Genomic DNA, 21,414 nt, shown 5'->3' with positions numbered 1-21,414 from the left:
GCGCGTCGCACCGTGAAGCTGCACGAAACGAATTTTTTCAGCCATCAGGAGATAGACCATGACGATTCGCGTCGCAATCAACGGCTACGGCCGTATCGGCCGCAACACGCTGCGCGCGTTTTATGAAAACGGCAAGAAGCACGATCTCGAGATCGTCGCGATCAACGACCTGGGCGATGCGAAGACCAACGCGCACCTGACCCAGTACGACACCGCGCACGGCAAGTTCCCGGGCGAAGTGTCGGTCGACGGCGACTACCTCGTCGTGAACGGCGACAAGATCCGCGTGCTGGCGAACCGCAACCCGGCAGAACTGCCGTGGGGCGAACTCGGCGTCGACGTCGTGATGGAGTGCACGGGCTTCTTCACGACCAAGGAAAAGGCGAGCGCGCACCTGAAGGGCGGCGCGAAGAAGGTGATCATCTCGGCGCCGGGCGGCAAGGACGTCGACGCGACGATCGTCTACGGCGTGAACCACGACGTGCTGAAGGCCGAGCACACCGTGATCTCGAACGCATCGTGCACGACGAACTGCCTCGCGCCGCTCGTCAAGCCGCTGAACGACAAGATCGGCCTCGAAACGGGCCTGATGACGACGATCCACGCGTACACGAACGACCAGGTTCTGACGGACGTCTATCACGAAGACCTGCGCCGCGCGCGTTCGGCCACGCACAGCCAGATCCCGACGAAGACGGGCGCTGCTTCGGCCGTCGGCCTCGTGCTGCCGGAACTGAACGGCAAGCTCGACGGCTACGCGATCCGCGTCCCGACCATCAACGTGTCGATCGTCGACCTGTCGTTCATCGCCAAGCGCGACACGACGGTCGAGGAAGTCAACGCGATCATGAAGGAAGCATCGGAAGGCGCGCTGAAGGGCATCCTCGGCTACAACGATGCACCGCTGGTGTCGATCGACTTCAACCACAACCCGGCTTCGTCGACGTTCGACGCGACGCTGACCAAGGTGTCGGGCCGCCTCGTCAAGGTGTCGAGCTGGTACGACAACGAGTGGGGTTTCTCGAACCGCATGCTGGATACGGCTGTCGCATTCGCGAACGCGAAGTAATCCCGCACGTTGCGCGGCCGCGGCAACGCGGCACGCGCGGCGAACGAGCCCGGCCCGGTTTTTCGGCCGGGCTTTTTTATTGCCCGGAATGCGTCGTTACCGCGCCGCCGTCACCTGTTCGAGCGCGGCGACGAACGCGCGCTTCAGCGGGCTGTCGAGGTCGGTCCACGCGAGGCCGATGCCGCTCCGGTGGCCGGCCAGGTCGAGCGGCCGTGCGAGCACGTTCGGCGGCAGCGCGCTCGCGGCCTCCGCCGGGATCAGCCCGATGCCCATCCCCGCCGCGACGAGCGCGAGCATCGTCGTGAATTCCCCGAACTCCTGCGCGATTTCGAGTGTCGTGCCCGCGCGGCTCAGCGCGAGCAGCATGTCGTCGTGAAAGCCGGGCGCGTAGCGGCGCGCCAGCACGAACGCGGGCTGGCCGCGCAGCGCGGCCGGCGGGATCGTGTCGTGCGCGGCAAGCGGATGGTCGAGCGGCAGCGCGACGACGAAGCCTTCCTCGAGTACCACGCGCGTGTCGATGCCCGCATACGTGGCCGGCAGCCGGATCATCCCGAAATCGATCCGCCGGTCGCGCAGCGCGGCGATCTGGTCGGGCGTCGGCATGTCCTTCAGTTCGAGCGCGATCAGCGGATAGCGCTCGCGCATCGTGCGCAGCACGGCCGGCAGCAACGTGGGCAGCACCGACGACACGAACGCGATCCGCAACGTGCCGATCTCGCCGCGGCCCGACAGCCGCGCCATCTGTTCCGCGCGCGCGGCCTGCTGCAGCGTCGCGCGCGCTTCCGGCAGGAACACTCGCCCCGTATCGCTCAGTTCGACCTTGTGCCGGTCGCGCTCGAACAGGCGCGCGCCGAGCTCTTGCTCGAGCGCCTTGATCTGCATGCTCAGCGCGGGCTGCACGATGAACAGGCGCTGCGCCGCGCGCCCGAAATGCAGCTCTTCCGCGAGCGTGACGAAGGCGCGCAATTGCTTGAGTTCCATGGGCGGTGGGCAGGAGAGGGGGTAATCAGATTTCATGATAACCGGATCAAAAAAGACCATTGGCGCGGTGCCCGGCCGGAAGCCGAAGATACCGTCAACGAGAGACCGGTCGCGACGGGCAGCCGGCTCCACTGGCACGAGGAGGCATGCATGACCAACGCGCTTGACAGGTTCCGCCTTGACGGCCGCCGCGCACTGATCACGGGTTCCGGACGCGGGATCGGGCTGACGCTCGCCCGCGGGCTCGCGGAGGCCGGTGCGGCGATCGTCATCAACGATCGCAATGAAGAGAAGGCCGCGACGCTCGCGCGCCGTTTCCGCGACGAAGGCTTCGCGGCCGACCATGCGGTGTTCGACGTCACCGAGCACGCGCAGGTGCGCGCGGCGATCGACGATTTCGAGGCGCGCGTCGGCGCGATCGACATCCTCGTGAACAACGCGGGCATCCAGCGCCGCGCGCCGCTCGATGCATTCGACCCCGACGACTGGCATGCGCTGATGCGCGTGAATCTCGACGGCGTGTTCAACGTTGCGCAGGCCGTCGCGCGTCACATGATCGCGCGCGGCCACGGGAAGATCATCAACATCTGCTCGGTGCAGAGCGAGCTCGCGCGGCCGACGATCGCGCCGTACGCGGCGACGAAGGGCGCGGTGCGGATGCTGACGAAAGGGATGTGTGCCGACTGGGCACGCTACGGCATCCAGGCCAACGGCCTCGCGCCCGGTTATTTCGAGACCGAACTCAATCGTGCGCTGGTCGACGACGCGGCGTTCTCGGACTGGCTGTGCAAGCGCACGCCGGCCGGCCGCTGGGGGCACGTCGACGAGCTGTGCGGCGCAGCGATCTTCCTCGCGTCGGCCGCGTCCGATTTCGTGAACGGCCAGACGCTGTTCGTCGACGGCGGGCTGACCAGCGCCGTCTGAGCGGCGGCGCGCCCGCGCCGTGCGCGGAGTGCCGTTGCGCCGGCTGCGGCCGGCATCCGAATTCCCAGAAGAGCCCGCCGCACGAGCGGGCCGATGTCCCGGCGCGCGTCGCGCAGCCCGGTTCCGGAACGGAAGCAGGAGACAGGAGACAACGATGGATCGCACTTCTCCGCCGCCCGCGCGGCACGATGCAATGTCCGGCATGCCGGGCGAGACCGTCGAGCGCCGCGGTGTCGACACGAAGCAGCTCAACCGCGCGGCGTGGACCTGCTCGCTCGGCAGCGCGCTCGAATACTACGATTTCGCGTTGTACACGCTCGCGTCGGCGCTGGTGTTCGGGCCGCTGTTCTTTCCCGGGCAAACCGCGGAGATGCGGCTGATCGCGAGCTTCGGCACCTACTTCGTCGGCTTCGCCGTGCGCCCGCTCGGCGGCGTCGTGTTCGGCGTGCTCGGCGACCGGATCGGCCGCAAGTTCGTGCTGACCGCGACGGTGCTGCTGATGGGCGTCGCGAGCACGCTGATCGGCGTGCTGCCGACCTTCGCGACGGCCGGCTACTGGGCCCCCGCGCTGCTCGTGCTGTTGCGCATCCTGCAGGGCCTCGGCGCCGGCGCGGAGCAGGCCGGTGCCGCGGTGCTGATGACCGAATACGCGCCGCCGGCCAAGCGCGGCTTCTATGCGTCGCTGCCGTTTCTCGGCATCCAGCTCGGCACGGTGCTCGCGGCCGCCGTCTATTTCCTGCTGCTCGCGAACCTCGATCGCGTCACGGACGGCTGGGGCTGGCGCGTGCCGTTCCTGTTCAGTGCGGTGATCGTCGCGGTCGGGCTCTACATGCGCGTGCGGCTGCACGAGTCGCCGACCTTCGTGCGGCTCGAGAAGCGCGCGCAGGTGTCGGCGAATCCGCTGAAGAGCGCCGTGCAGCATTCGAAGCGCTCGCTGCTGATCGGCATCGGCTTGCGGATGGCCGAGAACGGCGGCTCGTCGATCTACCAGGCGCTCGCCGTCAGCTATCTCGCGGGCGTGATCGGGATGAAGGGGCCGATCGGCGCGCTCGCGCTGGTGTGCGCGGCGACCGTCGGCGCATGCACGGTGCCGCTGGCGGGCCGGCTCAGCGACCGCTTCGGCCGCGTGCGCGTGTATCGCGCGTTCGCGTGGTTGCAACTCGCGCTCGCGTTCCCGGTGTGGTGGATCTTCAGCCAGGGGAACGTGGTCGCGAGCGTCATCGCGATCTCGGTCGCGCAGGGCTTCGCGAACTGGGGGATGCTCGGCGCGCAGGCCGCGCTGCTGCCCGAGCTGTTCGGCGCGCGCCATCGCTACATGGGCGTGTCGTTCTCGCGTGAAGTGTCGGCCGTGCTCGCGGGCGGGATCGCGCCGCTCGTCGGCGCAACGATCATCGCGACCGTGATCGCGCTGCACGGCGGCGACCATGCGGCCGGCGTGCGTGCATGGGTGCCGATTGCCGCATATCTGGCGTTGCTGACGATGATCACGTTGTTCACGACGTCGCGGATGCCCGAAACGCTGAACCGCGATCTCGACGACCCGCTCGACGCGGCACAGGCGTTGCCGGCACCGGACACCGATCCGCTCGCGCGGCACGCATGAACGGGCCGGGCGGCTGATGCGGCCCGGCACGCTTTCGCATTCAACTCACTTCGACAGGAGCAAGCGCAAATGGCGCACGAATCGACCCAGCGGCCCGAACTGCTGATGACGGGCCCTTACCAGCCGTGGGACGACGCCTGGCTGTCGGCCGGCTACGACGTACACCGGCTGTGGGAGGCCGCCGACCGCGCGGCGTTCCTCGCCGAACAGGGCGCCGGCGTGCGCGCGATCGCGACGCGCGGCGATCTCGGCGCCGATGCGGCGCTGATCGCCGCGCTGCCGAAGCTCGAGATCATCTCCTGCTATGGCGTCGGCACCGATGCGATCGATCTCGCCGCGGCGCGCGAGCGCGGCATCCGCGTGACGAACACGCCCGACGTGCTGACCGGCGATGTCGCCGATCTTGGCGTCGGGCTCGCGCTCGCGATGATGCGCCGGATCGGCGCCGGCGACGCGTATGTGCGTTCCGGCGCATGGCACGACGGCGACATGCCGCTCGTCACGCGGCTCTACGGCAAGCGCGTCGGCGTGGTCGGCTTCGGCCGGATCGGTTCGACACTCGCGCGCCGGCTGTCCGGCTTCGACGTCGAACTCGGCTACTTCGACGTCGCGCCGCGCGCGGACAGCCCGCACCGCTTCTTCGGCGACCTGGCCGAGCTGGCCGGCTGGTGCGACCTGCTGATCGTCACGCTCGCGGGCGGGTCGTCGACGCGAGGGCTCGTCGATGCGCGCGCGCTCGACGCGCTCGGCCCGCACGGCTATCTCGTGAACGTGTCGCGCGGCACGACCGTCGACGAACCCGCGCTGCTCGACGCGCTCGAGCGCGGCGCGATCGCCGGTGCCGCGCTCGACGTATTCTGGAACGAACCGCGCATCGACCCGCGTTTCCTCGCGTTGCCGAACGTGCTGCTGCAGCCGCACCATGCGAGCGGGACGATCGAGACGCGCCAGGCGATGGGCTGGCTCGTGCGCGACAACCTCGCCGCGCACTTCGCCGGCGAGCCGCTGCTCACGCCGGTCGTCTGAGGAGGCTGTCATGCGTATGCGTTGCATGTGTGTCGTGATCCACGGGCCGAACGACCTGCGGATCGAAGAGCAGGACGCGGGCGAGATCGGCCCGGGCCAGGTGCGCGTCGATGTCGCGATGGGCGGCATCTGCGGATCCGACCTGCATTACTTCCGGCACGGCGGCTTCGGCGCGATCCGGCTGCAGCAGCCGATGGTGCTCGGCCACGAGGTTGCCGGCACTGTCGCGGCGGTTGCGCCGGACGTGACGTCGGTGAAGATCGGCGACCGCGTCGCGGTCAATCCGAGCCGGCCGTGCGGTACGTGCCGCTACTGCCTCGAAGGCTTGCCGAACCAGTGTCTCGACATGCGCTTCTACGGCAGCGCGATGCGGATGCCGCACGTGCAGGGCGCGTTTCGCAACGCGCTCGTGTGCGACGCGACGCAGTGCGTGAAGGTCGCCGATCACGTGCCGCTGTCGCTCGCGGCGCTCGCCGAGCCGTTCTCGGTCGGGCTGCATGCGGTGTCGCGCGCGGGCCCGCTGATCGGCAAGCGCGTGCTCGTGTCGGGCTGCGGGCCGATCGGCGTGCTGGCGGTGGCGGCGGCGCGCGTGCACGGTGCGGCGGAGATCGTCGCGACCGACGTCGTCGAAGCACCGCTCGACGTGGCCCGCGCGCTCGGCGCCGACCACACGATCAATGCGGCGGCCGATGCCGACTGGGTCGCGCGCTACGGCGCCGACAAGGGCACGTTCGACGTGATGATCGAGTGTTCGGGCAATGCGCGCGCGCTGCGCGACGGGCTGGACGTGATGCGCCCGCGTGGGGTCGTCGTGCAGCTCGGGCTCGGCGGCGATGTCAGCTTGCCGCAGAACGTCGTGGTCGCGAAGGAGTTGTCGATCTGCGGATCGTTCCGCTTCCACGCGGAATTCGCGCTCGCGGTGCAACTGATCAACGCGGGGCGCGTCGACCTGCGGCCGGCCGTCACGCGTGTGTTCCCGATGCGCGACGCGAACCTCGCGTTCGAGCTGGCCGGCGATCGGCAGCGCGCGATGAAGGTGCTGATCGATTTCGCGGACGAGTCCGCCTGATCGTCCGCCGCCGGCGTGCGCCGGCACCCGCGTCATTGAAAAAGGCACGCCCGCGGTTCGCGCGGCGTGCCTTGTTACGTCGTGGTGCAAAAACGGATTACTGCGTGACCTGCCGCGTGCCGACGCGTTGCGATGCGAGCCACAGCGCGATCAGCACGCCCGAGAGCGCCGCGCCCGCAACGCACACGCCGCGCCAGCCGTCGATGCCGTACGCGACGCTCGCCGCGAACGACCCGAACGCGCCGCCGATGAAGTAGCTCGTCAGGTAGATGGTCGTCACGCGGCTGCGTGCGTTGCCGGCCAGCGCGTAGATCACGCTCTGGTTCGAGATGTGCATGCCCTGCACGCCGACGTCGAGCAGCAGGATGCCCGCGATCAGCGCCGCGAGCGAGTGCGCGCCGGTCGCGATCAGCGCGAACGACGCCAGCACGGCCGCCGCGAACAGCCCTGTCGCCGCGTTGCCGTGCCCGCGATCGACCAGCCGGCCGGCTGACGTCGCCGCCAGCGCGCCCACCGCGCCGACGATCCCGAACAGGCCGATCCGCCCTTCGGAATAGCTGTACGGCGGCTGGCTCAGCAGGAACGTGAGGCCCGTCCACAGCAGGCTGAAGCACGCGAACACGAGCGCGCCGTAGGTGGAGCGCAGCGCGATCAGCGGTTGCGCGCGCACCAGCGCGACGAGCGACTTCATCAGCGTCGCGTAGTCGATGCGCGTGTCGCGGCGATCCTTCGGCAGCTTCACGGCGAGCACGCCGGTCAGCGCGAGCACCATCGCCGCGGCGATGCCGTACACCGCGCGCCAGCCGAACCCGTCGGCGATCGCGCCGGCCGCGACGCGCGCAAGCAGGATGCCGAGCAACAGGCCGCTCATCACGGTGCCGACCGCGCGGCCGCGCGAGCGCGCGTCGGCAAGCGACGCCGCGAACGGCACGAGCAACTGCGTCGAGCACGTGACGAAGCCGACCGCGACGTTCGCGACGACGAACATCGTGAAGTTCGTGCTGAACGTGACCGCGACCAGCGCGACGACGTTGAGCATCAGCAGCCGCACGATCAGCGTATGGCGGTTGACCGCGTCGCCGAGCGGGACGATCAAGAGCAGGCTCGCCGCATAGCCGAGCTGCGTCAGCGTGACGAGATAGCCGAGCTCGGTCGGCGCGCGCCCGAAGCCGTGCGCGATCGCGGCGAGCAGCGGCTGCGCGTAATAGATGTTGCCGATGACGATGCCGCACGCGCAGGCGAACAGCAGCGTCATGCCGCGGGTCAGGGGAGGATGGGTGTCGTGATGCGGTTCCATGGTCGCGAAAAACAGCGGCGCCGGCCGGCGGCACGGGGCCTTCGGCTGCGCGGGGTGACGGAAATCGGGGCCGGCGTCAACGGATCGGCGATGAACCGATGCGCGCCGGGCGGATCGCGGCCGGCGCCCGGGTCGGGCGGGCGGCGGATCGTCGCGCGGCGGGCGGCGGCAGGGTGGGCCCGGGCGTGCCGTTCCGGTGCGGCGACAGGTGCGATGCACCGGAGCGGATGTGCGTATGATGCGGAAATCGACCCATAGCGTCCAAGACTGGATCATTATGGTATCCATTGGCTAAACCAATACATTGGCCGCGATGCTTCTCCGCCACATCCGCTATTTCCTGGCCGTCGCCGAGCAGCGCAGTTTCACGCGCGCGGCCGACGCGCTGCACGTGTCGCAACCGACGCTGTCGCAGCAGGTCCGCCAGCTCGAGGAAACGCTCGGCGTGCAGTTGTTCGACCGCTCGGGCCGCGCGGTGCAGCTCACCGAATTCGGCGAGGTCTATGCGCGCCACGCGCGCGCCGCGCTGCATGAGCTCGATACGGGGCAGCGCGCGCTGCACGACGTCGCCGATCTCGGCAGCGGTTCGCTGCGGCTCGCGATGATGCCGACCTTCGCGGCCTACCTGAGCGGCTCGCTGATCGACGCGTTTCATGCCGAATCTCCGAACGTCGCGCTGACGATCGATGCGATGCCGCAGGAGCGCATCGAGGCGCTGCTCGCCGACGACCGGCTCGACGCGGGCTTCGCGTTCGTGCCGTCGCGCGCGCCGGACATCGACGCGCTGCCGCTGTGGGACGAACCGCTTGCGCTCGTGACGGGCCGCACGCACCGTCTCGCGCGGCGTCGCCGCGCGCTGACGCCGGCCGAGCTCGGCGGCGAGCCGCTGGTGCTGCTCAGCCGCGCGTTCGCGACGCGCGAGAGCATCGACCGGTATTTCATCGAGCATGGCGCGCAGCCGAAGATCGCGATCGAGACGAATACGATCAGCGCGGTGCTGGAACTCGTGCGGTGCGGACGGCTCGCGACGGTGCTGCCCGACGCGGTCGCGCGCGAGAGCGGCGACCTGTGCGCGCTGGAGATCGATCCGCCGCTGCCGACGCGCACGGCCGCGCTGCTGACGCGCAAGGGTGCGTACCGCAGCGTCGCGGCGCGCGCGTTCATCGAGCGCGCGCTCGCGTATCGCGATCCGTCGGGAGGTTGACCGGTACGACCGGACGGTGGCCCGGGCGCGTTACGCGCCCGGTGTCGGGAAGAAGATGCCCGCGCGCTGCGCGGCGTTCGCGATGTGCGTTTCGATCGCGGTGCCCGCGGCGGCGGCATCGCGCGCGATCAGCGCATCGACGATCGCGCGGTGCTCGTGCCACGTCGACAGCAGCAGTTCGCGCCGGTAGAACGGCATGCGCTGGCTTTCCTTCATGATGTCGGCGCTGCTGCGCAGGACCGATTCGATCGCCGCGTTGCCGGCGAGATGAATGATCCGCATGTGGAAGTCGAAGTCGAGCTGCGACGCCTCGTCGAGCGCGCTGTCGGTCAGCGCGACGTGCAGGTCGGCGAGGTTGTCCTCGAACCACGCGATGTCGTCGTCGCTGACGACGTGCGCGGCCATCCGCGCGGCGAACCCTTCGAGCGCATAGCGCATCTGGTACGTGTCGGGCGGCGACGACTGCTCGGCGAACCGCCACGCGTGCGCGGCCGTTGCCTGCGCGCTTTCGACGTACACGCCCTTGCCCGCGCGGATGCGCAGCATCCCGAGCGCCTCGAGCGTCGACAGCGCCTCGCGCAGCGACGCACGGCTGATCTCCAGCTCCTCGGAGAGCTGGCGCTGGGCCGGCAGCAGGCTGCCGACCGGATACACGCCTGCCTCGATCCGGTCGCGGATCGTCGCGATGGCGGCGTCGGTCACGGTATGCGGAACATTTTTCATGATGTGAACGATGGCCGGTCTGACCGGTATTGTAATCCGCCCATGCGCGGTGCATGAGCGCACTACGGGAAAGCCACGATCAGGCCCGCTTTCGGGGCCGCCGGACGGCGGTGGAGGGGTGGGAAATCCCTATTTAGTCCGTCCTTGACGCCACTATATCGGCTTCCTACTATCCACCATAACATCACTGGTCTTACCAGTATGAACAGACGAAACTGCAACCGTTGGATCGGGAGAGCGCCGTGTCGAAATTCCTTAATTCGCTGTTTGGCCGAGTAGTCGTCGCATTGATCCTGGGGGTCGCGCTCGGCGCGTTCTTCCCGCATTTCGCCGAGTCGTTGCGACCGCTCGGCGACGGCTTCCTGAAGCTCATCAAGATGGTCATCGGCCCGATCGTGTTCTGCGTCGTGGTCAGCGGGATGGCGAACGCGGGCGACCTGAAGAAGGTCGGCCGGGTCGGCCTGAAGGCCGTCATCTACTTCGAGATCATGACAACGCTCGCGCTCGGCATCGGCCTCGTGCTCGCGTGGCTCACGCGCCCGGGCGTCGGGATGAACATCGACCTGCGCTCGCTCGACGCGTCGTCGCTCGCGTCGTATGCGAAGAACGCCGAAAGCCTGAAGGACACGGCCGGCTACCTGATGAAGATCATCCCCGAGACCGCGATCGACGCGTTCGCGAAGGGCGACATCCTGCAGATCCTCGTGTTCGCGGTGCTGTTCGGCTCCGCGCTGTCGCTGCTCGGCGACAAGGCGCAGCGCGTGAACTCGCTGATCGAGGAACTGTCGCACGTGTTCTTCCGGATCATCGGCTTCATCATCAAGCTCGCGCCGCTCGGCGTGCTCGGCGCGATCGCGTTCACGACCGGCAAGTACGGCGTCTCGTCGCTCAAGCAGCTCGGCTACCTGGTCGCGGTGTTCTACCTGAGCTGCTTCGTGTTCGTGACGGTCGTGCTCGGCATCGTGATGCGGCTCGCGGGCTTCTCGGTGTTCAAGCTGATCCGCTACCTGCGCGAGGAACTGTCGATCGTGCTCGGCACGGCGTCGTCGGATGCGGTGCTGCCGCAGGTGATGCGCAAGCTCGAATACATGGGCGTCAAGGATTCGACGGTCGGCCTCGTGATCCCGACCGGCTATTCGTTCAACCTCGACGGCTTCTCGATCTACCTGACGCTCGCCGTGCTGTTCATCGCGCAGGCCACCAACACGCCGCTGTCGACGCATGACCTGATCGTCGTGCTGCTCGTGTCGCTGGTCACGTCGAAGGGCGCGCACGGCATCCCGGGTTCGGCGATCGTGATCCTCGCGGCGACGCTGTCGGCAATCCCGGCGATTCCGGTGCTCGGCCTCGTGCTGATCCTGCCGGTCGACTGGTTCGTCGGCATCGCCCGCGCGCTGACCAACCTGATCGGCAACTGCGTTGCAACGGTCGTCGTCGCAGTATGGGAGAACGACATCGACCGCGCCCGCGCGACGCGCGTGCTGAACCGCGAGCTGCGCTACGTGCCGGCCGAAGAGGAAGGCAGCACGGCGCCGGTCGCCGGCGACCAGGCCCACGCGCTCTGAGCGCGACCTGCCGCGCGGGGCAGTCTCTGTCCCGGTAGTCCCGCGCGATCGAAAGACATGCGGCCGGCGCCTCGATGCGCCGGCGCTTTTCAAAACTGTGGAGACGACATGGCAGCCCCCATCCTCGATCCGAATGCGCCGGCGTTTACGCGGCGTTACATGAACCTCGCCGACCCGCGCCTCGGTGCGCAGGCATTGTTTGCGAGTGACGAATTCTTCGCGCCGAAGGAGCGCATGCTGAATCCCGAGCCGGCCGTGTTCATTCCCGGCAAGTACGACGACCACGGCAAATGGATGGACGGCTGGGAAACGCGCCGCAAGCGCACGACCGGCCACGACTTCTGCGTGGTCCGCCTCGCGCGGCCGGGCGTGATTTTCGGCGTCGATCTCGACACGAGCCACTTCACCGGCAATTTCCCGCCGGCCGCGTCGATCGAGGCGTGCAACGCCGAAGGCGACACGCCGCCCGACGACGCCGAGTGGCGCACGATCGTCCCCGCGACGACGCTGCAGGGCAATTCGCATCACTACGTGAGCGTCGACGACGCGCAGCCGGTCACGCACCTGCGCGTGAACCTGTATCCGGACGGCGGGCTCGCGCGGCTGCGCGTGTACGGCCAGCCGCAGCGCGACTGGCGCCACGTGCCGGCCGGCGAACTCGTCGATCTCGCGGCGATCGAGAACGGCGGTTATCTGGTGGCCGCGAACAACCAGCACTTCGGTCCGGCATCGCAGATGCTGATGCCGGGGCGCGGCGCGAACATGGGCGACGGCTGGGAAACGCGGCGCCGCCGCGAGCCCGGCAACGACTGGGCGATCGTCGCGCTCGCGCGGCCGGGCATCATCCGGCGCGTCGAGGTCGATACGGCGTTCTTCAAGGGCAACTTCCCCGACCGCTGCTCGCTGCAGGCCGCGCGGGTCGCGGGCGGCACCGACGATTCGCTGGTCACGCAGGCGATGTTCTGGGCTGAACTGCTCGGCGAGCAGAAGCTGTCGATGGACCATGTGCATGCGTTCGACCAGCTCGCGGCGCTCGGCCCCGTCACGCACGTGCGTTTCAACATCTTCCCGGACGGCGGCGTGTCGCGCCTGCGTCTGTGGGGCGAGCCGGCTTGAAGGAGGGCAACGGCATGAGCGGACCCCATATCCTGCGCGTCGAGCGTCTGACCCGCGAAGCGTTCGCGCCGTTCGGCGACGTGATCGCGCTCGAAGGCGCACGGCATTTCCCGATCAACGGCGGCACGACCGAGCGCTTCCACGATCTCGCGACGATCGACGTTTGCGCGGACGGCGGCCGGCCGCTCGTCAGCGTGTTTCGCGCGCAGCCGCGCGCGCTGCCGGTCGCGGTCACGCTGATGGAGCGCCATCCGCACGGCAGCCAGGCGTTCATCCCGCTTGCTGCCGTGTCGCGCTACGCGATCGTCGTCGCGCCGGCCGGCGAATTCCGGCCCGACGCGATGCGCGCGTTCCTGGCCGTTGGCTGGCAGGGCGTGAACTATGCGAAGGGCGTCTGGCACCATCCGCTGCTCGCGCTCGACGCGGTCAGCGATTTCGTGATCGTCGATCGCGGCGGCCCGCAGCCGAACTGCGACGAGATCCCGCTCGACCGCGCGTGGGCGCTCGAATTCGAGCCGGCCTGCGCGAGCACGACCTGATGCGGCGCGCAGCCGGGGTCGGGTTCCGGTCGCGGGCTGCGTGAAATCGCCGAAGGGCGTTCGTAAGCGTTCCGAACCGGTCCGCGCGCGACGCGCGGCGCGATCCCGAAAAGAACACGGCCCGGGCGGCGAAATGCCGGCCGGGCCGTGCTTCGTGCGCGGGTGGCGCGATTCAGTGCTTGCGGTGCGGGCAGTTCTCGGTCGTGCAGGAACCGTACATCGCGAGCGAGTGCTCCTGGAGCCGGAAGCCGCGCTCCTTCGCGATCGCCTGCTGGCGGCCTTCGATCTCGGCGTCGAAGAATTCCTCGACGCGGCCGCAATCGAGGCACACGAGGTGATCGTGGTGCGAGCCTTCGTTCAGTTCGAACACGGCCTTGCCGGATTCGAAGTTGCTCCGTGTGAGCAGGCCGGCCTGCTCGAACTGGGTAAGCACGCGGTAGACGGTGGCCAGCCCGATGTCGAGCTGCTCGTTGAGCAGGTTGCGGTAGACGTCTTCGGCCGTCAGGTGGCGTACGGGGCTTTGCTGGAAGATCTCGAGAATCTTGAGGCGCGGTAGGGTGGCCTTTAGCCCGATATTCTTGAGATCCGTCGGATTGGTCATGGCTAGGCATCCCTAGAGTACAATGCAGGGCTTCAATGTTACCGGCTTTTCGCCGTTCCAGATACACGCGCGGCCTGCGACGCGGGCCAGCATGGTGAAGGAAATGATCCCAGAATCGCTTTCGCACTTTCAGAGGAGTCGCATGCGGAGTGCCATCATCGCTGCCGCCGCCATTGCGGCGCTGGCTGGTTGTTCGTCGTACGACAGCGTGACGCAGCGTATCGCGCAGAGCATCACGCCCTATCGGATCACCGTCGTGCAGGGCAACTTCGTGTCGCAGGAGAAAGCCGCACAACTGCAGGTCGGCATGACGCGCGAGCAGGTGCGCGCGCTGCTCGGCACGCCGCTGCTGGCGGACATGTTCCACGCCGACCGCTGGGATTACCTCTTCTACTTCAAGCGCGGCTCGACGGCGATCGTCCAGCAGCGCGATCTCGTCGTGACGTTCTCGGGCGATCGCCTTGCGGGCTGGACCGGCGCCGACAACCTGCCGTCCGAGCTCGACCTGCTGGCCGACATCGACGGCGACCGCGGCGGCAAGAAGGCGAAGGCGGCCGCGGCGGCGAAGGCCGCTTCCGAGGCCGCTGCCGCGCGCGCTGCGCAAGCGGCGAGCGCGCCTGCGGCGGAGGCTGTCGCCAGCCCGGCCGCCGCGCCGGCGTCCGGCGCGGTGGTCGACCAGGATGCGAACGCACAGGCGGCGCGCGCGGCAAACCGCGCGACCAACCAGGTGTCGGGGCAGGGCTCGAACGCACGTCGCTTCGCGCCGTCCAGCCAGGCTTCCGGCGGCGCGCCGGTGCCGGGCGGCCAGCCGCCGGGCGCGGTGCCGGCGATCCAGCCGCAGTTCCAGTTCCATCGTCCGCCGCAGCCGAACGTGTCGAACGAGGCGTCGCCGCCGGTCGGCCCGCAAGGCTCGGACACGCTGCAGAACCAGCCGATCACCGCGCCGGCCCAGTCGCAGTAAGCGGCCGGCGTGCGGAAACGGGGCGGCTTGCGCCGCCCGCCTTTAGACCTGTCGTGTAGAAAGCCATGAAGATTGCGATTGCCGGCGCATCGGGCCGAATGGGCCGGATGCTGATCGAAGCCGTTCTCAACGATCCCGACACACAGCTCGTCGGCGCGCTCGACCGCGCCGATTCGCCGTTCCTCGGCCAGGACGCCGGCGCGTTCCTCGGCAAGGAAACCGGGGTCAAGCTGACCGACGACCTCGACGCCGTGTTCGCGCAGGCCGACTACCTGATCGATTTCACGCGTCCGGAAGGCACGATCGCGCACATCGAGGCCGCGCTGCGCCATGACGTGAAGCTCGTGATCGGCACGACCGGCTTCACCGCCGAGCAGAAGGCCGAACTGCAGGCCGCTGCGGGCAAGATCGGCATCGTGTTCGCGGCGAACATGAGCGTCGGCGTGAACGTCACGCTGAAGCTGCTCGAATTCGCGGCAAAGCATTTCTCGCACGGCTACGACATCGAGATCATCGAGGCGCATCACCGCCACAAGGTCGACGCGCCGTCGGGCACCGCGCTGATGATGGGCGAAGCCGTCGCCGGCGCGCTCGGGCGCTCGCTCGACGATTGCGCGGTGTACGGCCGTCATGGCGTGACGGGCGAGCGCGATCCGTCGTCGATCGGCTTTGCCGCGGTGCGCGGCGGCGACATCGTCGGCGATCACACCGTGCTGTTCGCCGGGATCGGCGAGCGCATCGAGATCACGCACAAGTCGTCGAGCCGCGTGTCGTACGCGCAGGGCGCGCTGCGCGCGGTCCGTTTCCTGTCGGCGCGCGGCGCCGGCCTGTTCGACATGCAGGACGTGCTCGGCCTGCGCTGACACAACGGGGAAACTCCGATGGCGATTCCCACCGGCGTTGTCCACTACCTCGAAAGCGGCGATGCGATCACGCATGCGGTCGCCTATGTGCTGCTGGCGATGTCCGTCGCCAGCTGGTGCTTCCTCTTCATGAAAGCCTGGCTGCTGGTCCGCGCGAAGCGGCAGGGGCCGCGCGCGCTCGTCGCGTTCTGGCGCGCGCCGTCGCTCGATGCGGGCATTGCCGCGCTCGCCGGCGCCGACCGTGAGCGCGTGTTCGTGCCGCTCGCCGAAGCCGCGCGCGACGCGGCCGACGACCACGATCCGGCCGCGCTGGCCGCGCGCGTCGAGCGCAACGAACGCGTGCTGCGCGCGTTGCGCCATGCGATGCTGCGCTCGCAGCGGCGTCTCGAATTCGGCCAGGTGCTGCTCGCGTCGATCGGCAGCACCGCGCCGTTCGTCGGGCTGCTCGGCACCGTGTGGGGCATCTACCACGCGCTCGGCAGCATCGCCGCGAGCGGGCAGGCGCAGATCGAGAACGTCGCGGGGCCGGTCGGTGAGGCGCTGATCATGACCGCGTTCGGGCTCGTCGTCGCGATTCCGGCCGTGCTGGCCTACAACATCCTCGGGCGGCTCGTGCGGCAACTCGCCGAGGAGCTCGACGGCTTCGCACGCGACCTGCACGTATTCGTGTGCGCGCAGGGCGACTGACGCGCAAGCCAAGGAGGAATGACCATGGCATTCGGCGGACTCGAGCACCACAAGACCTCCGCGCCGATGGCGGAAATCAACATGACGCCGCTGATCGACGTGATGCTCGTGCTGCTCGTCATCTTCATCATTACCGCGCCGCTGATGACGCACGCGATCCGGCTCGACCTGCCGAAGGTCGCGGCCAGCGTCGCGCGCGACACGCCGCAATCCGTCACGCTGTCGATCGACGACGCTGGCACGCTGTATTGGGACGACGCGCCGGTTGCGCTCGACGCGCTGCCCGCGCGGTTCCGGGCCGCCGCCGCGGGCAGCGCGCCGCCCGAGCTGCGGCTGCGTGCGTCGCGCGCGACCCGCTACGACGTGATCGCGCAGGTGATGGGCGCCGCGCAGGCCGCGGGCCTCACGCGGATCGGCTTCGTGACCGACGTGCCGCCGCAGGCGGGCGGTTCCGTCGCGCCGTCTGCCGTGCCGGCGAACCGCTGAGCGGATCTTCCGGCCGGTCCGTGCCCGCCGCGGGATCGGCCGTACGCCGCGAGACCGGCCGAATGGGCCGGCGCGGGCGGTATAATCAACGTTTTTCCCGGTTGGCAGGCTTATTCAGGTAACCCGGAATTTTCCAGGCTACCCGGGCATGCTTCGGGTTACCCGGAAAATACCCGGAAACCGTGAACGGGTCCGGCAACAGCGAACCTGCATGTCCGCCGGGCAAGCACGATTTTCGATCCACTCCTGCGCGCGAGCCGTCGCGCCGCTTAAAGCCTAGTCCGAACCACACCATGCACGAGAGATACGTACCCGCCGACGTCGAAGCCGCCGCCCAGGGCGACTGGCGCGCAGCCGATGCCTACAAGACGAAGGAAGATTCGCAGAAGCCGAAGTTCTACTGCGTGTCGATGCTGCCGTACCCGTCCGGCAAGCTGCACATGGGTCACGTGCGCAACTACACGATCAACGACGTGATGTACCGCTATCTGCGGATGAACGGCTACAACACGCTGATGCCGATGGGCTGGGATGCGTTCGGGATGCCGGCCGAAAACGCCGCGATGGCGAACGGCGTGCCGCCGGCGAAGTGGACCTACGACAACATCGAGTACATGAAGGGCCAGATGCAGTCGATGGGCCTCGCGATCGACTGGTCGCGCGAGATCGCGACGTGCAAGCCCGACTACTACAAGTGGAACCAGTGGCTGTTCCTGAAGATGCTCGAGAAGGGCATCGCGTACAAGAAGACGGGCACCGTGAACTGGGATCCGGTCGACCAGACCGTGCTCGCGAACGAGCAGGTGATCGACGGCCGCGGCTGGCGTTCGGGCGCGCTCGTCGAGAAGCGCGAGATCCCGATGTACTACCTGCGGATCACGCAGTACGCGGATGAGCTGCTGAACGATCTCGACGGCCTCGGCTGGCCCGAGCGCGTGAAGATCATGCAGCAGAACTGGATCGGCAAGAGCTTCGGCGTGAACTTCGGCTTCCCGTACGAACTCGACGGCGAGAAGAAGCTGCTGCGCGTGTTCACGACGCGCGCCGACACGATCATGGGCGTTACGTTCTGCGCGGTCGCGGCCGAGCACCCGCTCGCCACGCGCCTCGCGCAGGACAAGCCCGAGCTGCTGGCGTTCATCGACGAATGCAAGCGCGGCGGCGTCGCCGAGGCCGATGTCGCGACGATGGAGAAGAAGGGCGTCGCGACCGGCTTCTCGGTCGCGCATCCGCTGACGGGCGAGCCGGTCGAGGTGTGGATCGGCAACTACGTGCTGATGAGCTATGGCGAAGGCGCGGTGATGGGCGTGCCCGCGCACGACGAGCGCGATTTCGCGTTCGCGAAGAAATACGACCTGCCGATCAAGCAGGTGATCGCGGCCGAAGGCCAGACGTACTCGCTCGACGCGTGGCAGGAGTGGTATGGCGACAAGGAAGTTGCGGCCTGCATCAACAGCGGCAAGTACGACGGCCTCGCGTACGGCGCGGCGGTCGATGCAATCGCGGCCGACCTGAAGGCCGGCGGCTTCGGCGACAAGCAGGTCACGTGGCGCCTGCGCGACTGGGGCGTCTCGCGCCAGCGCTACTGGGGCACGCCGATCCCGATCATCCACTGCCCGTCGTGCGGCGACGTGCCGGTGCCGGAGCAGGATCTGCCGGTCGTGCTGCCGGAAGACCTCGTGCCGGACGGCTCGGGCAACCCGCTCGCGAAGTCGGAAGCGTTCCTGAACTGCACGTGCCCGAAGTGCGGCGCGGCCGCGAAGCGCGAAACCGACACGATGGATACCTTCGTCGATTCGTCGTGGTACTTCTCGCGCTACACGGCGCCGGACGCCGAGACGATGGTCGACGCACGCACCGACTACTGGATGCCGATGGATCAATACATCGGCGGCATCGAGCACGCGATCCTGCACCTGCTGTATTCGCGCTTCTGGACCAAGGTGATGCGCGACCTCGGCCTCGTGAAGTTCGGCGAGCCGGCGAAGAACCTGCTGACGCAGGGGATGGTGCTGAACGAGACGTTCTACCGCGAAGACGCATCGGGCAAGAAGACCTGGTACAACCCGGCCGACGTGACCGTCACGTTCGACGAGAAGGGCCGCCCGGTCGGCGCGACGCTGAACGCGGACGGCCAGCCGGTCGTGCTGGGCGGCATCGAGAAGATGTCGAAGTCGAAGAACAACGGCGTCGATCCGCAAGTGCTGATCGACCTGTATGGTGCCGATACCGCGCGCCTGTTCACGATGTTCGCCGCGCCGCCCGAGCAGCAGCTCGAGTGGTCGGGCGCGGGCGTCGAAGGCGCGAGCCGCTTCCTGCGCCGCGTGTGGAGCTTCGGCCATGCGAACCGCGAAGCGCTCGCCGCGCGCGCGGGCTTCGATGCGGCCGCGCTCGGCGAAACCGACAAGGCGCTGCGCCGCGAGATCTACAGCGTGCTGAAGCAGGCCGATTTCGACTACCAGCGCCTGCAGTACAACACGGTCGTGTCGGCCGCGATGAAGATGCTGAACGCGGTCGACGGCGCGAAGGGCGCGACGCCCGGCGTGCTGCGCGAAACGTACGGCGTGCTGCTGCGCGTGCTGTACCCGGTCGTGCCGCACGTCACGTTCGAGCTGTGGAAGGCGCTCGGCTACGCGGACGAATTCGGCCCGCTGCTCGATGCGCCGTGGCCGAAGGTCGACGAGGCCGCGCTCGAGCAGGCCGAGATCGAACTCGTGCTGCAGGTGAACGGCAAGGTGCGCGGCGCGCTGAAGATCGCGAAGGACGCGAGCCGCGAGGCGATCGAAGCCGCGGCGGTGGCCGACGACGCGTTCGCGAAGTTCGGCGACGGCAAGCCGGCGAAGAAGATCGTCGTCGTGCCGGGCCGCCTCGTGAACATCGTCGTCTGACGGCCGCCGGCCGTCGGACGTACCCAGAAGGAGCGAAGGTGATCCGCAGATCGTTTTTGATGCTCGTCGGCAGCGCGGTGGCGCTGTCGGCATGCGGCTTCCAGTTGCGCGGCCAGCAGGACTATGCGTTCAAGCACCTGCTGGTGGCCGGCGCGCCGGCACCCGTCGAGGCGCGGCTGACGCGCCTCGTCGAGGCCGGCAGCGACACGAAGATCGTCAAGTCGGCGGACGACGCCGACGCCGTGCTGCGCATGTGGGAGTCGCGCGGGCAGAACACGCTGACGCTCAACAAGTACGGTTCGGCGCAGGAATACGCGCTGTTCTATACGCTGAACTACACGCTGACGAGCAAGGACGGCACCGTGCTGATCCCGCCGAGCGCGATCGCGCTGAACCGCGCGATGACGTACAGCGACCAGTACACGAACGCGAAGGCGCAGGAAGCCGACATCCTGTACGGCGACATGCAGAACGATGCGGTCGACCAGTTGATGAGGCGTCTCGCGATCGTCCACTCGCTGGCGCCGGCGCCGGAGGACGTGGTGCCGGGCGTCGCGCCGCGCGCGCCGCTGCCGCCGCCGCCGCTCTGATCGACGGCGCACGCACCGATGCAATTGCGACTTGATGCGCTGGAGCCGCACCTCGCGAAGGGGTTGGCCGGGCTCTATACCGTCTACGGCGACGAGCCGCTGCTCGCGCAGGAAGCGTGCGACCGCATTCGCGCGGCCGCGCGCGCGGCCGGCTTCACCGAACGTTCGGTGCATACGGTCGAGCGCGGCTTCGACTGGAGCGTGCTGCTCGGCGCGACCCAGGCGATGTCGCTGTTCGGCGAGCGCCAGTTGATCGAGTTGCGCATTCCGTCGGGCAAGCCCGGCAAGGAAGGCGCCGACGCGCTGAAGACGCTCGCGGCCACGCCCAATCCCGATGCGCTGATGCTCGTCACGCTGCCGCGTCTCGACGCGGCCACGCAGAAATCCGCGTGGTTTACCGCGCTGCAGAACGGCGGCGTCGCGCTGAAGATCGATCCGGTCGACCGCGCGCAACTGCCGAACTGGATCGGCCAGCGTCTGTCGATGCAGGGCCAGCGCGTCGCGGCCGGCGACGACGGGCGGCGCGCGCTGCAGTTCATCGCGGAGCGCGTCGAAGGCAACCTGCTCGCCGCGCACCAGGAAATCCAGAAACTCGGGTTGCTGTATCCGCAGGGCGCGCTGTCGTTCGAGCAGGTGCACGATGCGGTGCTGAACGTCGCCCGCTACGACGTGTTCAAGCTGAACGAAGCGATGCTCGCCGGCGACGCCGCGCGGCTCGCGCGGATGATCGACGGGCTGAAGGGCGAGGGCGAGGCGATCGTGCTCGTGATGTGGGCTGTCGTCGAGGAGTTGCGCACGCTGCTGCGGATCAAGCGCGGCGCGACCGCCGGCAAGCCGCTGGCGACGCTGCTGCGCGAGAACCGCGTGTGGGGCCCGCGCGAGCGGCTGATCGGTCCCGCGCTGAACCGCGTGTCGGAACCCGTGCTCGAGAAGGCGCTCGCGTTTGCCGCGAAGCTCGACCGGCAGGTCAAGGGGCTCACGGCCGTCGCGCCGGGCCGCCGCACGCAGGACGAACCGCCGCCCGATCCGTGGGACGGGCTGTTCCAGCTCGCGATGACTGTCGCGGGCGCGCGCGGCGAGCGACCGCCGACCGCGGGTCGCGTGCGACGCTAAGTCCCGTTCGGGCCTTCAGCGCACGCCGCGCAACCCGCTTACAATGTTTCGATAGTCGGGGCGGCCTGTCGGCCGCCGCGCCCGGATGGCCGTCCCGCGGATGGCAGCC

General features: G+C 68.6%; 20 protein-coding genes. 16 read left to right on the top strand and 4 right to left on the bottom strand.

The window, feature by feature from the left end:
- The first annotated feature begins 58 nt into the window (after positions 1–58).
- Positions 59–1,069, top strand: coding sequence for a type I glyceraldehyde-3-phosphate dehydrogenase (gap, locus tag JYG32_RS11435; RefSeq protein ID WP_006485712.1), 1,011 nt, complete (start codon positions 59–61; stop codon positions 1,067–1,069).
- Positions 1,070–1,165: 96 nt separating this feature from the next.
- Here gap and JYG32_RS11430 read toward each other — a convergent pair whose 3' ends face one another.
- The gene (locus JYG32_RS11430) at positions 1,166–2,050 is read right to left on the bottom strand and encodes a LysR family transcriptional regulator (protein ID WP_213263611.1); all 885 of its coding nucleotides are present in this window, start codon (positions 2,048–2,050) and stop codon (positions 1,166–1,168) included.
- Between the two features lie 150 nt (positions 2,051–2,200).
- Between JYG32_RS11430 and JYG32_RS11425 the strand changes: the two genes are divergently transcribed.
- The 4 genes from JYG32_RS11425 (at position 2,201) to JYG32_RS11410 (ending at position 6,672) form a co-directional block, all read left to right on the top strand.
- Positions 2,201–2,974: an SDR family NAD(P)-dependent oxidoreductase gene (locus JYG32_RS11425; RefSeq protein ID WP_213263610.1), complete on the top strand. Its 774-nt coding sequence runs from the start codon at positions 2,201–2,203 to the stop codon at positions 2,972–2,974.
- 154 nt (positions 2,975–3,128) lie between these two features.
- Positions 3,129–4,577, top strand: coding sequence for an MFS transporter (locus JYG32_RS11420; RefSeq protein WP_174383814.1), 1,449 nt, complete (start codon positions 3,129–3,131; stop codon positions 4,575–4,577).
- Positions 4,578–4,646: 69 nt separating this feature from the next.
- On the top strand, positions 4,647–5,603 hold the full coding sequence (locus JYG32_RS11415; protein ID WP_213263609.1) for a 2-hydroxyacid dehydrogenase: 957 nt from the start codon (positions 4,647–4,649) through the stop codon (positions 5,601–5,603).
- Positions 5,604–5,613: 10 nt separating this feature from the next.
- On the top strand, positions 5,614–6,672 hold the full coding sequence (locus JYG32_RS11410) for an L-idonate 5-dehydrogenase (protein WP_213263608.1): 1,059 nt from the start codon (positions 5,614–5,616) through the stop codon (positions 6,670–6,672).
- 97 nt (positions 6,673–6,769) lie between these two features.
- On the opposite strand, the gene JYG32_RS11405 is transcribed toward JYG32_RS11410, so the two are convergent.
- Positions 6,770–7,969, bottom strand: a complete 1,200-nt coding sequence (locus JYG32_RS11405; protein WP_213263607.1) for an MFS transporter — start codon at positions 7,967–7,969, stop codon at positions 6,770–6,772.
- A 313-nt stretch (positions 7,970–8,282) separates the two neighbouring features.
- Here JYG32_RS11405 and cynR point away from each other — a divergent pair, with 313 nt between their 5' ends.
- Entirely contained in the window at positions 8,283–9,173 is an 891-nt protein-coding gene (gene cynR, locus JYG32_RS11400) for a transcriptional regulator CynR (protein ID WP_213263606.1), read from the top strand.
- A 30-nt stretch (positions 9,174–9,203) separates the two neighbouring features.
- Here cynR and JYG32_RS11395 read toward each other — a convergent pair whose 3' ends face one another.
- Entirely contained in the window at positions 9,204–9,926 is a 723-nt protein-coding gene (locus JYG32_RS11395) for a FadR/GntR family transcriptional regulator (protein ID WP_174384213.1), read from the bottom strand.
- A 212-nt stretch (positions 9,927–10,138) separates the two neighbouring features.
- Here JYG32_RS11395 and JYG32_RS11390 point away from each other — a divergent pair, with 212 nt between their 5' ends.
- The 3 genes from JYG32_RS11390 to JYG32_RS11380 all read left to right on the top strand — a co-directional run bounded on the left by JYG32_RS11390 (position 10,139) and on the right by JYG32_RS11380 (position 13,116).
- Positions 10,139–11,461: a C4-dicarboxylate transporter DctA gene (locus JYG32_RS11390; protein ID WP_174384212.1), complete on the top strand. Its 1,323-nt coding sequence runs from the start codon at positions 10,139–10,141 to the stop codon at positions 11,459–11,461.
- 108 nt (positions 11,462–11,569) lie between these two features.
- Positions 11,570–12,577: an allantoicase gene (gene alc, locus JYG32_RS11385; RefSeq protein WP_174384211.1), complete on the top strand. Its 1,008-nt coding sequence runs from the start codon at positions 11,570–11,572 to the stop codon at positions 12,575–12,577.
- Between the two features lie 14 nt (positions 12,578–12,591).
- Positions 12,592–13,116 carry an ureidoglycolate lyase gene (locus JYG32_RS11380; RefSeq protein ID WP_174384210.1) on the top strand — a complete coding sequence of 175 codons (525 nt, stop codon included), beginning with the start codon at positions 12,592–12,594 and terminating at the stop codon, positions 13,114–13,116.
- 172 nt (positions 13,117–13,288) lie between these two features.
- Here JYG32_RS11380 and fur read toward each other — a convergent pair whose 3' ends face one another.
- Positions 13,289–13,717, bottom strand: a complete 429-nt coding sequence (gene fur / locus JYG32_RS11375; protein ID WP_011350926.1) for a ferric iron uptake transcriptional regulator — start codon at positions 13,715–13,717, stop codon at positions 13,289–13,291.
- A gap of 142 nt (positions 13,718–13,859) precedes the next feature.
- Between fur and JYG32_RS11370 the strand changes: the two genes are divergently transcribed.
- The 7 genes from JYG32_RS11370 to holA all read left to right on the top strand — a co-directional run bounded on the left by JYG32_RS11370 (position 13,860) and on the right by holA (position 21,305).
- On the top strand, positions 13,860–14,678 hold the full coding sequence (locus tag JYG32_RS11370; protein ID WP_213263605.1) for an outer membrane protein assembly factor BamE: 819 nt from the start codon (positions 13,860–13,862) through the stop codon (positions 14,676–14,678).
- A 65-nt stretch (positions 14,679–14,743) separates the two neighbouring features.
- Positions 14,744–15,541 carry a 4-hydroxy-tetrahydrodipicolinate reductase gene (gene dapB / locus JYG32_RS11365; RefSeq protein ID WP_213263604.1) on the top strand — a complete coding sequence of 266 codons (798 nt, stop codon included), beginning with the start codon at positions 14,744–14,746 and terminating at the stop codon, positions 15,539–15,541.
- An 18-nt stretch (positions 15,542–15,559) separates the two neighbouring features.
- Positions 15,560–16,228: a MotA/TolQ/ExbB proton channel family protein gene (locus JYG32_RS11360; RefSeq protein WP_213263603.1), complete on the top strand. Its 669-nt coding sequence runs from the start codon at positions 15,560–15,562 to the stop codon at positions 16,226–16,228.
- A 24-nt stretch (positions 16,229–16,252) separates the two neighbouring features.
- Entirely contained in the window at positions 16,253–16,714 is a 462-nt protein-coding gene (locus JYG32_RS11355) for an ExbD/TolR family protein (protein ID WP_213263602.1), read from the top strand.
- Positions 16,715–17,007: 293 nt separating this feature from the next.
- The gene (gene leuS, locus JYG32_RS11350; RefSeq protein ID WP_213263601.1) at positions 17,008–19,602 is read left to right on the top strand and encodes a leucine--tRNA ligase; all 2,595 of its coding nucleotides are present in this window, start codon (positions 17,008–17,010) and stop codon (positions 19,600–19,602) included.
- Between the two features lie 38 nt (positions 19,603–19,640).
- Positions 19,641–20,192, top strand: coding sequence for an LPS assembly lipoprotein LptE (gene lptE, locus JYG32_RS11345; protein WP_174383522.1), 552 nt, complete (start codon positions 19,641–19,643; stop codon positions 20,190–20,192).
- A gap of 18 nt (positions 20,193–20,210) precedes the next feature.
- Positions 20,211–21,305 (top strand): DNA polymerase III subunit delta, encoded by a 1,095-nt coding sequence (gene holA / locus JYG32_RS11340; RefSeq protein ID WP_213263600.1) that lies wholly within the window; start codon positions 20,211–20,213, stop codon positions 21,303–21,305.
- The last annotated feature ends 109 nt before the right edge of the window (positions 21,306–21,414 follow it).

The sequence above is a fragment of the Burkholderia pyrrocinia genome (assembly GCF_018417535.1).
GTDB classification, from domain to species: domain Bacteria; phylum Pseudomonadota; class Gammaproteobacteria; order Burkholderiales; family Burkholderiaceae; genus Burkholderia; species Burkholderia pyrrocinia_E.
The sequence above is the reverse complement of the archived record's forward strand: the minus strand, read 5'-3'. Positions and strand labels throughout refer to the sequence as shown.